This is a genomic window from Verrucosispora sp. ts21 (assembly GCF_002879555.1).
Classification (GTDB): Bacteria; Actinomycetota; Actinomycetes; order Mycobacteriales; family Micromonosporaceae; genus Micromonospora; species Micromonospora gifhornensis.
This window is the reverse complement of sequence record NZ_PNOZ01000031.1, coordinates 26,576-40,374: the sequence shown is the minus strand read 5'-3', so window position 1 is coordinate 40,374 and position 13,799 is coordinate 26,576. Positions and strand designations below refer to the sequence as shown.

The following is a 13,799-nucleotide window of genomic DNA, read 5'->3' as shown; positions in this document are numbered from 1 at the left end:
GACCCCTACCGCCGACTCCGTCGGCTCAGGGGCGGGCGGGAGCGCGGGTCAGGCGTGGGCGGTGACCGGCTCCTGGGCGGGGGTGACGCTTCCGGGCGGCGTGGCCGGGCCGGTCGGGTCGGGGTGCGCCGGGCGGCGTTCGCGGATGGACCAGAGCACCGACAGGGTGGCCAGCCAGACCAGGCAGGAGCCGAGCATGTGGGCGCCCACCAGCAGCACCGGCAGGTTGGTGAAGTACTGCACGAAGCCGATCACGCCCTGAGCCAGCTCGACGAGCAGCAGGGTGCGGACGGCCCGTACCGCCCCGGCCGGTGCACCGAGGGCGCGCAGCGCCAGCCACAGGCCGACGGTCAGGCCGATCAGCAGGAAGACCAGGTCGGCGTGCACCTGGGAGATGGTCTGCGGGTCCAGGCCGTTGCGGACCGCGTCGGCATCTCCGGCGTGCGGACCGCTGCCGGTGACCAGCACCCCGACGACGATCACCGCCGCGCTGACCACCACCGTGATCCAGGTCAGGGCCCGCAGCGCCGGGGGGACCAGGGCGACCTTGGGGCCGTCGGGTTCGCGTACCTGCCGCCACAGGGCGTACGAGACGAGCAGCAGCAGCATCGAGACCACGAAGTGGATGCCCACGACCGAGGGGTGCAGCTGGGTGCGTACGGTGATGCCGCCGATCACGGCCTGCGCCACGATGCCCAGCACGACGGCCAGCACGAGGGGCAGCGCTCCCCGCCGACGCGGGCGGTGCGCCAGGACGGCCAGCAGGGCGGCGCCGGCGATCAGCACCAGGACGAAGGTGAGCAGCCGGTTGCCGAATTCGATCACCCCGTGCACGCCCATCTCGGCGGTCGTGGTGTAGGAATCATCGGTGCACCTGGGCCAGGTGGGGCAGCCGAGGCCCGAGGCGGTCAGCCGGACCGCCCCGCCGGTGACGACGATCACCACGTTCGCCACGATGTTGGCGAACGCGAGGCGGCGGAGCAGCGTGCTGGAGACCGGGAACCGGGCAGGTCGCTTCACGGAGCGAATCCTACGCACCGTAGTTGTCCCCGATCGGGTGACTCCGCCCTTTCGGTGGCTCGGATCACCGGACCCCCGTTTGCAGGGCCTGGTCGAATTACGTAACGTGGGCGTTGTGAAAAAGGCGGCAGGGCTCCCCGAGCACCCGTCGGCAGCCGATTCGGCCGCCGGCAGCTCGACGCCACCCGCCTCCACCAGGCCGGTAGCGGATGCTACTCCCAGCGCCGACTCGTCGACCCGCAGCCGGGTCACCCAGCTGCTGCTGGAGCGCCGCGCCGCCACCGCCGCTCAGCTGGGCGGCGCGCTGGGGCTCAGCCCGGCGGCGATCCGCCGGCACCTCGACGCGATGCTCGCCGATGGTGACGTGGTCGCCCGCGAGCAGACGGTACGCGGTCACCGGGGGCGGGGCCGTCCGGCCAAGGTGTTCCTGCTGACCGATGCCGCGCGTAGCCGCTGCGGCACCCACCATTACGACAACATGGCCACCGCCGCGCTGCGGTGGATCGCCCGCACCGGTGGCCCTCGCGCGGTGGAGGAGTTCGCCGCCGAGCAGGTGGCCGCCCTGGAGGCGCGCTGTCAGGCGGCCCTGGCCGACGCCGGGGACGACCCGATGGCGCGGGCGGAGGCTCTCGCCGCCGCGCTGACCGCCGAGGGTTACGCTGCCAGTGCGTCCACGATCGCTTCCGGCGGCCAGCTGTGTCAGCACCACTGCCCGGTGGCGCACGTGGCCGCCGAGTTCCCTGCGCTGTGCGAGGCCGAGACCACGGTGATCTCCCGCCTGGTCGGCACGCACGTGCAACGTTTGGCCACCATCGCGCACGGTGACGGGGTGTGCACCACGCACATTCCCGGTTCGCCGCCTGCCCAGTCCGGTACGACCGTCACCACTGTGAGGACAGATAGATGACCGAGCAGATCGTCCAGCCCCTGACCCAGGAGGAGCAGCTCGCCGCCCTCGGTAACTACGAGTACGGCTGGGCCGACCCGGACGTCGCCGGCGCTGTGGCTCAGCGTGGCCTCAACGAGGCGGTGGTGCGGGACATCTCGGCCAAGAAGAACGAGCCGGCCTGGATGCTCGACCTGCGGCTGAAGGGCCTGCGGCTGTTCGAGCGCAAGCCGATGCCGGCCTGGGGCGCCGACCTCACCGGGATCGACTTCGACAACATCAAGTACTTCGTGCGGTCCACCGAGAAGCAGGCCACCAGCTGGGAGGACCTGCCCGAGGACATCAAGAACACCTACGACAGGCTGGGCATCCCCGAGGCGGAGAAGCAGCGGCTGGTCGCCGGTGTGGCGGCGCAGTACGAGTCCGAGGTGGTCTACCACAAGATCCGTGAGGACCTGGAGGAGCAGGGTGTCGTCTTCCTCGACACCGATACCGCCCTCAAGGAGCACGAGGACATCTTCAAGGAGTACTTCGGCACGGTGATCCCGGTCGGCGACAACAAGTTCGCCGCGCTGAACACGTCCGTGTGGTCCGGTGGCTCGTTCATCTACGTGCCGAAGGGCGTGCACGTGGAGATCCCGCTGCAGGCGTACTTCCGGATCAACACCGAGAACATGGGCCAGTTCGAGCGGACGCTGATCATCGTCGACGAGGGTGCGTACGTGCACTACGTCGAGGGCTGCACCGCGCCCATCTACTCCTCGGACTCGCTGCACAGCGCGGTCGTCGAGATCATCGTCAAGAAGAACGCCCGCTGCCGCTACACCACCATCCAGAACTGGTCGAACAACGTCTACAACCTGGTCACCAAGCGCGCGGTGTGCCACGAGGGCGCGACCATGGAGTGGATCGACGGCAACATCGGCTCCAAGGTGACCATGAAGTACCCGGCGGTCTACATGACCGGCGAGCACGCCAAGGGCGAGGTGCTCTCGGTGGCCATGGCCGGCGAGGGGCAGCACCAGGACGCCGGCGCCAAGATGGTGCACGCGGCACCGCACACCAGCAGCACCATCGTGTCGAAGTCGATCGCCCGGGGTGGCGGCCGGACCTCGTACCGGGGTCTGGTGCAGGTGCTGGAGGGTTCGCACAGCAGCGCCAGCACGGTCAAGTGCGACGCCCTGCTGGTGGACACCATCTCCCGCTCGGACACCTACCCGTACGTCGACATCCGCGAGGACGACGTCTCGATGGGGCACGAGGCCACCGTCTCCAAGGTCAGCGAGGACCAGCTCTTCTACCTGATGAGCCGGGGCCTGAGCGAGGACGAGGCGATGGCGATGATCGTGCGTGGCTTCATCGAGCCGATCGCCAAGGAACTGCCGATGGAGTACGCCCTGGAGCTCAACCGCCTGATCGAGCTGCAGATGGAGGGCGCGGTCGGCTGACCCCGCCCGGCGGGCCGGCACGTCCGGCCCGCCACCCCAGCACCAGACCGTCGTCGCAAGAACAGACCAAGGACGAGATGACTATCCAGGCTTCCGCGCCGCCGACCACCAAGTCGCAGGCGCTGCGCTCGTACGACGTCGCCGACTTCCCGGCCCTCACCGGCCTGGAGGAGGAGTGGCGATTCACCCCGCTCAAGCGGCTGCGCGGGCTGGTCGGTGACGATCGCATCGCCACCGGCACGGTCCGGCACGAGTACGCCGACCTGCCCGAGGGCGTACTGGTGGAGCGGATCGGCCGCGACGACCCGCGGGTCGGTACGGTGCTCACCCCGTTCGACCGGGTCAGCGCGCTGGCCTACGGCGGCGTCGAGCAGGCGCTGCTGGTGCGGGTGGCCCAGGACGCCGTGGTCAGCGGCCCGGCCGTGCTGCGGGTGGTCGGTGAGGGCAGCGAGGGCCTGGCCTTCGGGCACACCGTCGTCGAGGTGGGCCGGTTCGCCGAGGCGATCCTGGTGCTGGAGCACGTGGGTTCGGCGACGCTGGCGGACAACGTCGAGGTGACCGTCGGGGACGGGGCGAAGCTGACCCTGGTCACCGTCGCCGACTGGGCCGACGACGCGGTGCAGGCCCAGCACCTGAAGGTGAAGCTGGGCCGCGACGCGCGGGTGCTGCACGTGCAGGTGAGCCTCGGCGGTGACCTGGTCCGGCAGTACACCACTGTCGAGTACACCGACCGGGGTGGCGAGGCCGAGCTGTACGGCGTCTACTTCGCCGACTCGGGCCAGCACCTGGAGCACCGCCAGCTGGTCGACCACACCGTCCCGGACTGCCGCAGCTACGTCGGCTACCGGGGCGCGTTGCAGGGCGAGAGCGCCCACACCGTCTGGGTCGGTGACGTGCTGATCCGGGCCGAGGCGACCGGCACCGACACGTACGAGATCAACCGGAACCTGCTGCTCAGCGACGGCGCGCGGGCGGACTCCGTACCGAACCTGGAGATCGAGACCGGCGAGATCGCCGGTGCCGGTCACGCCAGCGCCACCGGCCGCTTCGACGACGAGCAGCTGTTCTACCTGATGGCCCGGGGCATCCCGGAGGCCGAGGCCCGCCGGCTGGTGGTGCGCGGCTTCTTCGCCGAGCTGCTGAACAAGATCCCGGTCGAGGAGTTGCGAGAGCGGCTGGGGGAGACCATCGAGGCGCGGCTGTCCAAGGCGGGCGCCTGATGATCCGGATCTGTGCGGTCGAGGACGTGCCGAAGGGCACCGCGATCAGCGCCGATGTCGAGGGCACCCAGATCGCGCTGGTGCACGGCGAGGACGACCAGTTCTACGCCGTGTACGACGAGTGCTCGCACGCCGCGGTGGCGCTCTCCGAGGGTGAGGTGGAGGGCTGCACGCTGGAGTGCTGGCTGCACGGCTCCCGCTTCGACCTGCGTACCGGCGAGCCGAGCGGCCTGCCCGCGACCGAACCCGTCCCTGTCTACCCCGTCGAAGTCCGCGACGGCGACATCTACGTCAGTCTGACGCCGAGCAATGGAGTGACCCGATAATGAGCACCCTGGAGATCCGTGACCTGCAGGTGTCGGTCAAGCTGCCCGAGGGTGAGCTCAAGCCGATCCTGGCCGGTGTCGACCTGACCGTCCGCTCCGGCGAGACCCACGCCATCATGGGGCCGAACGGCTCCGGCAAGTCGACCCTGGCGTACTCGATTGCCGGTCACCCGAAGTACGAGATCACCGGCGGTTCGGTGACCCTCGACGGCGTCGACGTGCTGGAGATGTCCGTCGACGAGCGGGCCCGCGCCGGCCTCTTCCTGGCCATGCAGTACCCGGTCGAGGTGCCCGGTGTGTCGGTGGCGAACTTCCTGCGTACCGCCAAGACCGCCATCGACGGCGAGGCGCCGAAGCTGCGGACCTGGGGTGCCGAGCTGCGCGGCGCGATGGAGCGCCTGCACATGGACCCGGCGTTCGCCCAGCGCAACGTCAACGAGGGCTTCTCCGGCGGCGAGAAGAAGCGGCACGAGATCGTGCAGCTGGAGCTGCTCAAGCCGAAGGTGGCCATCCTCGACGAGACCGACTCCGGCCTCGACGTGGACGCGCTGCGGGTGGTCAGCGAGGGCGTGAACCGGGTGCGTGACACCGGTGACACCGGCCTGCTGCTGATCACCCACTACACCCGGATCCTGCGCTACATCAAGCCGGACTTCGTGCACGTCTTCGTGGCCGGCCGGATCGTCGAGCAGGGTGGCCCGGAGTTGGCCGACAAGCTTGAGGAAGAGGGCTACGAGCGGTACGTGGCCGGGGCCGGTTCGGCGCGGGCCTGATCCCAGAGGAAAGGCTGGTCACGACGATGACCACCATCGCGATCCCGCCGGGGATGCCGCAGTACGACGACGAGCCGCGCTACGACGTGGCGGCGGTACGCGCCGACTTCCCGATCCTCGGTCGGGAGATCAACGGCCATCCGCTGGTCTACCTCGACAGCGCCAACACCTCGCACAAGCCGCGTCAGGTGCTCGACGTGCTGCGCGAGCACTACGAGCAGCACAACGCCAACGTGTCCCGGTCGGTCCACACGCTGGGCACCGAGGCCACCGAGGGGTACGAGTCGGCTCGGGCGAAGGTGGCGTCGTTCATCAACGCGCCGAGCGTCGACGAGGTGGTGTTCACCAAGAACTCCACCGAGGCGATCAACATCGTGGCGTACGCCTTCTCCAACGCCTCGCTGCGCGCCGACGCCGACCCTCGGTTCCGGCTCGGCCCGGGTGACGAGATCGTCATCTCCGAGATGGAGCACCACTCGAACATCGTGCCGTGGCAGCTGCTGGCCGAGCGCACCGGCGCGACGCTGCGCTGGTTCCCGGTCACCGAGCAGGGCCGGCTGGACGAGTCGGGGCTGACGGACCTGGTCACCGAGCGGACGAAGATCGTCTCGCTGGTGCACGTGTCAAACATCCTCGGCACGGTCAACGCCACCGCGCGGATCACCGAGCGGGTCCGCGAGGTGGGCGCGCTGCTGCTGTGGGACTGCTCGCAGTCGGTGCCGCACATGCCGATCGACGTGGTCGACATGGACGCCGACTTCATCGTCTTCACCGGACACAAGATGTGCGGCCCGACCGGCATCGGGGTGTTGTGGGGGCGGTCGGAACTGCTCGCCGCGATGCCGCCGGTGCTCGGTGGCGGCTCGATGATCGAGACGGTGACGCTGGCCGGCTCGACGTTCGCCGCGCCGCCGGCCCGGTTCGAGGCGGGCACCCCGCCGATCGCCGAGGCGGTCGCGCTGGGTGCGGCCGTGGACTACCTCACCGCACTCGACATGCGGGCGATCCAGTGGCACGAGAAGCAGTTGACCGCGTACGCCCTGGATGCTCTGGGTAGCGTGCCCGGCCTGCGGATCTTCGGCCCGGACGTGCCGGTCGGCCGGGGTGGCACGATCTCCTTCGCCCTCGGCGACGTGCATCCGCACGACGTCGGGCAGGTGCTCGACTCCCTGGGTGTGCAGGTGCGGGTGGGCCACCACTGTGCCCGGCCGGTCTGCACCCGCTTCGGGGTGCCGGCGATGACCCGGGCCTCGTTCTACCTCTACACCACCACCGAGGAGATCGACGCCCTGGTGGCTGGCCTGGAGCAGGTGCGGAAGGTGTTCGAGTGAGCGGCGACGCAGGAGTCCGCGAGTCGACAGGAGCTCAGCCTGATGCAGCTTGAATCGCTCTACCAGGAGATCATCCTGGATCACTACAAGCACCCGCAGGGGCGAGGGCTGCGCGACGCCGCCGACCCGGCCGACCGGGTGGCCGAGGCGCACCACGTCAACCCCACGTGCGGTGACGAGGTGACCGTCCGGGTGGCCACCGACGGTGAGGTGCTGCACGACGTGTCGTACGACGGCATGGGCTGCTCGATCAGCCAGGCGTCGGCCAGCGTGCTGCACGAGCTGTTGACCGGCCGGGAGGCGGTGGCGGCGTTCCAGGTGCACGAGGCGTTCGTGGCGCTGATGTCCGGCCGTGGCCAGGTCACGCCGGACGAGGAGGTGCTCGGCGACGGGGTGGCGTTCGAGGGTGTCGCCCGTTATCCCGCCCGGGTCAAGTGCGCGTTGTTGCCGTGGATGGCGTTCAAGGACGCCGCGGCACGCGCCGGTGTGGGCGCGAGCCCGACGGAGGTGAAGGCATGACCGAGGAAACCAGCACGCCGGAGGCGGGCGCCGTGGCGACCGACAGCGCGGCGACGCCGGCCACCGATGCGTCGGCGACGCCCGCTGCCGACGGTACGGCAGCGCGCGGCAAGGCCGCAGTGGCCGACGTCGAGGAGGCGATGAAGGACGTTGTCGACCCGGAGTTGGGCATCAACGTGGTCGACCTCGGCCTGGTGTACGGGGTGCATGTCGACGACGAGAACGTGGCCACCCTGGACATGACGCTGACGTCGGCGGCCTGCCCGCTCACCGACGTGATCGAGGACCAGGCCCGCCAGGCGCTGACCACCGGCCCGGGTGGCGGCCTGGTCAACGACATCCGGATCAACTGGGTCTGGCTGCCGCCGTGGGGTCCGGACAAGATCACCGACGAGGGTCGGGATCAGCTCCGTTCCCTCGGCTTCAACGTCTGACGCGGACATCCAGACGCCCGGAGCACCGGCCACGGCCGGTGCTCCGGGCGTCTTTGCGTGGGTTTGCCGAGGTCAGCCCTTGATTCGCGGGATGTTAACCGCTGGCGTGAGGCAGCCGCCTCGTGCAAGATCGTGTGCGTGTGCGAGGCGCTTGCGATTGAGCCGTTCCCTGTCACCGTGACCATCGTCGCGGGTCGACAGCAGAACTCGGCACGTGGCGTCTCGATCCCTTGTCGACCGTCGTGACCGGCGCATTCCTGGCCGGTGTGGTCGCCGGCTACGGTGTGGCCATTCCGGTCGGCGCGATCGCCGTACTCATCCTCGGGCTCGCCGCGCGGACCTCGTTCCGGGTCGGTGCGTCCGCTGCGCTCGGGGTGGCCACTGCCGACGGGATCTACGCCGGGGTGGCGGCGTTCGGCGGGGCCGTGGTCGCCGGCTGGCTGGCACCGTTCGCCACGCCGCTGCGACTGGTCGCGGCGGCGGTGTTGTTGGGCCTGGCCGGTTACGGGGCGTGGCGGGCGCTGCGGCCGCGCGGCGCGGCCGACCCGGCAGCGGACGTCGGCGGGGCTGCGAGACGGGGCCTGGACACCCCGATCCGGGCCTTCGCCGGGATCCTCGCGCTGACCCTGCTCAATCCGGCCACCGTCGTCTACTTCACGGCGCTGGTGCTCGGTCGGGTGGAGCTCGGCGGATCGGGGTTCGCCCTGGCGACCCTGTTCACCCTCGGGGTGTTCCTCGCCTCGGCCAGTTGGCAGTTGCTGATCGCCGCAGGCGGCACGATGGTCGGGCGGGTGCTCACCGGGGTGCGGGGCAGGCTGGTGACGGCGCTGTCGTCAAGCGCCATCATCGCCACGCTCGCCGTCGCCATGCTGCTGAATGGACACTAAGCGACTGTCGTTACGACCGTGGTGACGGTCGTCATCTGCGACAGACACCACAGATATGACGGTTGTATGTTGATCGTGTGGCAGCCAGGTAAAGAAGGCTGCTGGAGGGACGGTCGGTCCCGTGCGCCGAACGGTTGGATCATGGTCGTCCCGCAGTCGGCCTTGATCATCCGTTCGGTAATGCCTGAGGCTCGAATCAGTGGAGCTGCGGTCCATTCCTGACTGCCGAGCGCCTGTCGGCCAACGTCCTGCCAGGTGGACCTCACCCTTCCGTCCGATGCCCTGAATTCATCTCGTGTTTAGGGTGCTGGCAAATCCTGATCATCTTGCCCTCTCCAATACCGAAGGAGAGGGCACGTTTGGTCATTCCCCTTCACAGCTGGGAGCAACCTTGAGGATCATCCTCACCCCACAAGCGCGTGGCGGGCGCAGCAGCGGCCCGCCGCGTCGTGGTCGACTGGCGGGCGTCCTGGCCGCCGCGTTGACCGCAGCGATGCTGCCGGTCCTGGCCGCGCCCACCGCTGCCGTCGCCGCTCCGTCGAGCGAGAGCCTCTGGCGCAAGGTGGACGGCAAGCCCGCTCCGACCAAGTCGGGCAAGAAGGCCGCCATCAAGGCGAAGAAGCAGAAGACCTTCACGCTCGACCGGGCCGGCATCGAGAGCCTGCTGGACAAGGCGCCGGTGGAGAACCGTCTCGCCGCCCGTCAGCAGCGGCAGCTGGTGTCGCTGCCCGCCCCGGACGGCACGTTCCAGCGCTTCGAGCTGGTCGAGTCGCCGGTGATGGAAGCGGACCTCGCCGCCGCTCACCCCGAGATCACCACGTACGCGGGCAAGGGCGTGGACGACCCGACCGCGACGGTGCGGGCCGACCTCACCCCGCTCGGCTTCCACGCCTCGGTGCGCTCGTCCGAGGGCACCTGGTACATCGACCCGGTCTACCAGCGCGACCAGAGCCTGTACGCGAGCTACTTCGCCAGGGACCTGGAGGACACCCACGGTGAATTCCACGAGCACGAGGACGTCGAGACGGCGGCCCACGCTCTGAAGGAAGAGATCGGGGCCCACGCGGATGAGCCGGTCATCGGCCCGCTGGTGTCGCTGCGGACCTACCGGCTCGCGATGGTCACCGACCCGTCGTACGCCAACTACTTCGGCGCGGAGAACGTGACCGCGGCGAAGGTGACGCTGATCAACCGGGTCAACCAGATCTACGAGGACGAGACCGCGATCCGGCTCGTCCTGGTCAACGCCACCGACGAGACGAACCTGAACACCCCGGCGCTGGCCACCGAGCCCAACGGCCCGTGTGGCGCGGCACCCTGCTACACCCCGGCCCAGCTTGCCGGGTGCAGCAGCGGTCTGCTGAACCGCAACCGGATCGTCCTCGGTCAGATCGTCGGCGCCAGCAACTACGACGTCGGACACATCGCCCTCGGCCTCGCCGGTGGCGGTATCGCCGGCCTCGGCGTTGTCGGTGGTGACGGCAAGGCGCGCGGTTGCACCGGTCTGCCGAACCCGGTCGGTGACTATTTCGCGGTCGACTATGTCGCACACGAGATCGGTCACCAGTTCGCCGGTAACCACACCTTCAACGGCAACCAGCACAACTGCTCCGGCGGCAACCGCAGCGCGGCCAACTCGTACGAGCCGGGCAGCGGTTCGTCGATCATGGCGTACGCCGGTATCTGCCGGCAGGACAACCTCCAGCCGCACACCGACCCGTACTGGTCGCACCGCACCTTCACCGAGATCACGACCTTCGTCAACGCGACGCGGCCGGCGATCAACGAGGTGCAGACCGTTTCGCTGCGCGACTTCGACACCGACGGTGACTCCTTCACGATCAGCTACGGTGGCGCGAACTCGGCCCCGATCGTGCGTGGCGTCAACTACACCACCGCCGGCATCAAGGCCGCGATCGAGGCGATCCCGGGCTGGCCGGCGGGTGCCACGGTGAACGTCGCCGCCTTCGGCGGCAGCGGGACGCTGAACGACACCGGCTTCCAGGTGACGTTCACCGGCGCGCTGGCCCAGACCAACGTCGAGCAGCTCGCCCTGACCAACGTCTTCGGTGCCTCCGGCTTCGTCGGCGAGACGTCCAAGGGTGGTGCCATCGACAACGGTGGGCACCTGGTGCAGGAGACGGCCAACCACGCTCCCGTGGTCACCGTGCCGGACAGCGTCACCATCCCGGTGCGTACCCCGTTCGCGCTCACCGGTAGCGCCACCGACGCCGACGGCGACGCGCTGACCTACCTGTGGGAGCAGAACGACCGGGGTGGCTCCGCCGGTACCGCACTGATGAACAACACCAAGACCAACGGTCCGTTGTTCCGGGTCTTCGGCGAGGCGGCGAACGTGACGCCGGAGGACGCCCAGCAGTACCACTCGCCGGGTCAGAACGTGGTCACCACCAACTCGACCCGGGTCTTCCCGGACATGAAGCAGATCCTGGCCGGCAACACCAACGCCAAGACGGGCGCCTGCCCGGTCGCACCGGCGCCGCCGACCAGCGGGAGCGCCTCGAACGTTCCCGCCGAGATCGTGGACTGCTACTCGGAGTTCCTGCCCACTCAGGACTGGGTCGGTTTCAACAATGACCGGACCATGAACTTCAAGCTCACCGCCCGTGACGGGCGGCTGGGTGGCGGTGGCGTGGGCAGCGCCAACGTCGCTGTGGCCCTGGCTCCGCAGGCCGGGCCGTTCCTGGTCACCTCGCAGGGCACCGACGCCGGCCTCGACGGCGGTTCGACCCAGACGGTGACCTGGGATGTCGCCGGCACCGACCAGGCGCCGGTGAACGTCAGCGAGGTGAAGATCACGCTTTCCGCCGACGGTGGGGAGACCTTCCCGTACGTGCTGGCGGAGAGCACCGCGAACAACGGCAGCGCCGAGGTGCGCCTGCCGAACGTCTCGACGGACAAGGCTCGCATCAAGATCGAGGCGGTGGGGAACGTCTTCTTCGCCGTCAACGAGGCCGACTTCACCATCCTGCTCAACGGTGGGGACGCGCAGCAGCAGATCACCACCACCGTCAAGCCGGGTCCGCTGGCGCTGTCCGTCGCCGGCTCGACCGTCGCCCTGCCGGCGGTCAACCTCGGTGACATCACCACCGGTGCGCTGAACCAGGCCACCGTCGAGGACCTGCGGGGCACCAGCGCCGGCTGGAGCCTGACCGGCCAGGTCTCCGACTTCACCTCGACCAACGGTGCCAGCATCGCTGCCGGTAACCTCGGCTGGGTGCCGTCGGCGGAGGCTCAGACCGAGCGGTTCATCGGTGTCCAGGGTGTCGTCACCCCGGGTGCCGTCGCCGAGCCCGGCGCCGGTCTGGGTGAGGCACGTGCCCTCTGCACCTCGGCTGCCGGGGTCAGTGGTGGCGTGTTCACCTGTGACGCTGAGCTCAACCTCGGTGTGCCGTCCTCCGCACGGGCGGGCGACTACATCGCGACCCTGACCCTGACCCTCTCCTAGGTTCGGGTAGTCGGGTCATTCCGGTGGGGCGGAGCAATCCGCCCCACCGGTGGCGGGACGGGGGCACAACCCCCGTCCCGCCGTCCCGACCCGCTGAAACACACGATCTTCCGGAGCCCCGGTATGCCCTCTGCAACGTTCCTGTCCCGGTTCCGACCCGCGCCCGACGCCACGGCGTCCCGGGCGCGTCGGTCCCTTGTCGCGGTCGCGACGCGCATCGGCGTACCGCTCGGCGCGGCGCTGCTCGCACTGAGCATCGCGCCGCCGGCCGCCGCCGCTCCGGCGACCCCGAGCCCCAGCCCGTCCGCGCCGGGCGCCACCGGGAGCAACGCCGGGCAGCAGGTGGATCGCTTCTCGGTGCAGCCCTCCGGGCCGAAGGGCCCGACCGGACGTAACCACTTCATCTACGACGTGGCCCCCGGCAGCACCCTGTTCGACTACGTCGGGGTGACGAACCTCAGCGACCGGCCACTGACGTTCCAGGTGTACGCCACGGACGCCTTCACCACCGTCGACGGCGCCTTCTCGCTGCTGCCCGCGAACCAGGAGCCCACGGACGTCGGCTCCTGGACCCGTGTCGAGAAGAAGAGTGTCACCGTCAAGCCGGGCAAGCGGGCCGACATCCGGTTCGAGATCAGCGTGCCCACCAACGCCACCCCGGGCGACCACATCGGCGGGGTGATCGCCGCGGTCCGGCAGACAGGTGTCACTGCCGACGGGCAGCAGGTCCAGATGGACCGGCGGGTCGCGGCCCGCGTCTACCTCCGGGTCACCGGCGATGTCGCTCCCGCTCTGACGGTCGAGTCGATGGACGTCGAATACGAGACGCCGATCAATCCCATCGGCCGTACCGACATGGTGGTCACCTACCGGTTGCGCAACACCGGCAACGTCCGTCTGGGCGGTACCGGCAAGGTGGCCGTGAAGGGTCCCTTCGGTTGGAAGCTGGCCCGGAGCGAAGGGCTGGCGCTGCCGGAACTGCTTCCCGGCTCGGTCTTCACCATCACCGAGCGGGTCACCGGTGTGCCGCCCGCGGTGCGGCTGACCGCCGAGGTGGAGTTGACTCCCGCCATGGCCGACGGCAGCGTCCTGTCGCCAGTGCGCACCGACAAGAGCATCTGGGCGATGCCGTGGCTGCTCCTCGCGGCACTGCTGGTGGCCGGCGTCACGGTGTACCTGCGAATCCGTCGCCGCCGGGCCGCAGCCGCCCAGGCGAACCCGGTGGAGAAGCCCGTGTCTGGTGGCCCTGCACCCTCTGGTGGCCCTGCGCCCTCTGGTGCGCCTGCACCGTCGGGTGAGGCCGCGGTGTCGACGCCGGCTGCGCCGTCGGGTGAGGCGGCGGTGTCGACGCCGGCTGCGCCGTCGGGTGAGGCGCAGCAGGATCCCGCCGTACCCGCGCAGCCGACCGCAGCCACCGACCAGCCCGGTAGCCCGGTAGCCCGGTAGCGCGACGAGCGTCGCGGTGGTCGTGGGACGCGTGGGGCGA

The 13,799-nt window shown here is 69.7% G+C and carries 12 protein-coding genes; 11 read left to right on the top strand and 1 reads right to left on the bottom strand.

Annotation, left to right across the window (positions count from 1 at the left end):
- Nucleotides 1-48: 48 nt before the first annotated feature.
- Nucleotides 49-1,038: a COX15/CtaA family protein gene (locus tag C1A38_RS15450; RefSeq protein WP_233196845.1), complete on the bottom strand. Its 990-nt coding sequence runs from the start codon at nucleotides 1,036-1,038 to the stop codon at nucleotides 49-51.
- A 97-nt stretch (nucleotides 1,039-1,135) separates the two neighbouring features.
- Between C1A38_RS15450 and C1A38_RS15445 the strand changes: the two genes are divergently transcribed.
- The 11 genes from C1A38_RS15445 (at nucleotide 1,136) to C1A38_RS15395 (ending at nucleotide 13,759) form a co-directional block, all read left to right on the top strand.
- Nucleotides 1,136-1,927: a helix-turn-helix transcriptional regulator gene (locus C1A38_RS15445; protein WP_102658513.1), complete on the top strand. Its 792-nt coding sequence runs from the start codon at nucleotides 1,136-1,138 to the stop codon at nucleotides 1,925-1,927.
- Entirely contained in the window at nucleotides 1,924-3,354 is a 1,431-nt protein-coding gene (sufB, locus tag C1A38_RS15440) for a Fe-S cluster assembly protein SufB (protein ID WP_102658512.1), read from the top strand. Before C1A38_RS15445 ends, sufB begins: the two co-directional genes overlap by 4 nt.
- 77 nt (nucleotides 3,355-3,431) lie before the next feature.
- A complete protein-coding gene (sufD, locus tag C1A38_RS15435; protein ID WP_102658511.1) occupies nucleotides 3,432-4,574 on the top strand; it encodes a Fe-S cluster assembly protein SufD in 1,143 nt (380 codons plus the stop codon).
- On the top strand, nucleotides 4,574-4,900 hold the full coding sequence (locus tag C1A38_RS15430) for a non-heme iron oxygenase ferredoxin subunit (protein ID WP_102658510.1): 327 nt from the start codon (nucleotides 4,574-4,576) through the stop codon (nucleotides 4,898-4,900). The genes sufD and C1A38_RS15430 overlap by 1 nt, the downstream gene beginning before the upstream one ends.
- Entirely contained in the window at nucleotides 4,900-5,673 is a 774-nt protein-coding gene (gene sufC / locus C1A38_RS15425) for a Fe-S cluster assembly ATPase SufC (protein WP_013734934.1), read from the top strand. The genes C1A38_RS15430 and sufC overlap by 1 nt, the downstream gene beginning before the upstream one ends.
- A 26-nt stretch (nucleotides 5,674-5,699) precedes the next feature.
- Nucleotides 5,700-7,004 carry a cysteine desulfurase gene (locus C1A38_RS15420; RefSeq protein WP_102658509.1) on the top strand — a complete coding sequence of 435 codons (1,305 nt, stop codon included), beginning with the start codon at nucleotides 5,700-5,702 and terminating at the stop codon, nucleotides 7,002-7,004.
- A gap of 42 nt (nucleotides 7,005-7,046) precedes the next feature.
- Nucleotides 7,047-7,523 carry a Fe-S cluster assembly sulfur transfer protein SufU gene (gene sufU / locus C1A38_RS15415; RefSeq protein WP_102658508.1) on the top strand — a complete coding sequence of 159 codons (477 nt, stop codon included), beginning with the start codon at nucleotides 7,047-7,049 and terminating at the stop codon, nucleotides 7,521-7,523.
- A complete protein-coding gene (locus C1A38_RS15410; RefSeq protein WP_102658507.1) occupies nucleotides 7,520-7,957 on the top strand; it encodes a metal-sulfur cluster assembly factor in 438 nt (145 codons plus the stop codon). The genes sufU and C1A38_RS15410 overlap by 4 nt, the downstream gene beginning before the upstream one ends.
- 230 nt (nucleotides 7,958-8,187) lie before the next feature.
- Nucleotides 8,188-8,844 (top strand): LysE/ArgO family amino acid transporter, encoded by a 657-nt coding sequence (locus C1A38_RS15405; protein ID WP_102658506.1) that lies wholly within the window; start codon nucleotides 8,188-8,190, stop codon nucleotides 8,842-8,844.
- Between the two features lie 391 nt (nucleotides 8,845-9,235).
- On the top strand, nucleotides 9,236-12,313 hold the full coding sequence (locus C1A38_RS15400; protein WP_233196844.1) for a M12 family metallo-peptidase: 3,078 nt from the start codon (nucleotides 9,236-9,238) through the stop codon (nucleotides 12,311-12,313).
- A gap of 123 nt (nucleotides 12,314-12,436) precedes the next feature.
- The gene (locus C1A38_RS15395; protein ID WP_102658504.1) at nucleotides 12,437-13,759 is read left to right on the top strand and encodes a WxL protein peptidoglycan domain-containing protein; all 1,323 of its coding nucleotides are present in this window, start codon (nucleotides 12,437-12,439) and stop codon (nucleotides 13,757-13,759) included.
- Nucleotides 13,760-13,799: the final 40 nt, after the last annotated feature.